Raw genomic sequence first — 1,021 nt, forward strand, 5'->3', positions numbered from 1 at the left:
CAATTATCAGTAAGAAATGATGCTTATGTTTTTATAAATGATGAAATTGTCTTTGTTGAAGATGATATTAACCTAAACGAAGCAGATAGTTCTATTTATTTACGTAACGAAGCTCAAGTTATTCAAGGTTCTGGTGTTACAGGAAATTCTGGTGTTGGTGAATTAAGTGTTTATCAAGACGGTAACGTAGGGGCTCATGAATATAATTATTGGTGTTCTCCAATTGGTAGCAAAACCAGTAATAATGCAAACAATCCTTTTGGGGTTACCTTTCTTAATGATGTTACTGGTCTTATAACTTCAACGCCTGCTACTGTTGGTCGTTTACCTGGGTATAATGGTACATCCAGCCCTTTGGCAATTGAGTCTTATTGGATCTGGAAATTTATTGCTTCTGATGAGTATTCTGAATGGATACATGTGGAGGGTAGCACAAACTTAAATCCGGGAGAAGGTTTTACTATGAAGGGAACTTCTGGATCTGGTGATGCACAACAGTATGATTTTAGGGGAAAACCCAACAATGGTACTATAGGTGTTAGTGTTTCAAACAATCAGTTTACATTAGTTGGTAACCCATATCCATCTGCCATGGATGCTTTAGCTTATATACATGATGTTGAAAATGCTGCTGTTATTACTGGTACTTTATATTTTTGGGAGCAAGACCCTAGTGTGAACTCTCATAACCTTAGGGACTATGAAGGGGGGTATGCCACTTATACTATTAATGCTACGGGTACCATTGAGACCTATACTCCAGCTACTTTTAGTACTTATAACCTGGATGGTACCATTAATGGCGCTGCAGGTGGTGGCCCTTCTGGAAAAGAACCTCGAAGATACATTCCTATTGGGCAAGGTTTTATGGTTGAAGGTACTGCAACCGGTACAGTGAAAGCGAAAAACGACCATAGAATATTTATAAAGGAAACACATGCTGACAGTGAGTTTTTTAAGTCTTCTAACACAAAAAAGAAAACTTCAAAAAAAACTAAAGGTTTTTTTAAAGTTCCAAGTG

1 pseudogene is annotated in these 1,021 nt (G+C 37.3%); it reads left to right on the plus strand.

Going from position 1 to position 1,021, the window contains the following annotated elements:
• Window positions 1-1,021: pseudogene (locus tag EM932_RS21005) on the plus strand (T9SS type A sorting domain-containing protein); the annotation flags it as partial.

The sequence above is a fragment of the Flavivirga rizhaonensis genome, from assembly GCF_004791695.1.
In the GTDB taxonomy this organism is placed as follows: Bacteria; Bacteroidota; Bacteroidia; order Flavobacteriales; family Flavobacteriaceae; genus Flavivirga; species Flavivirga rizhaonensis.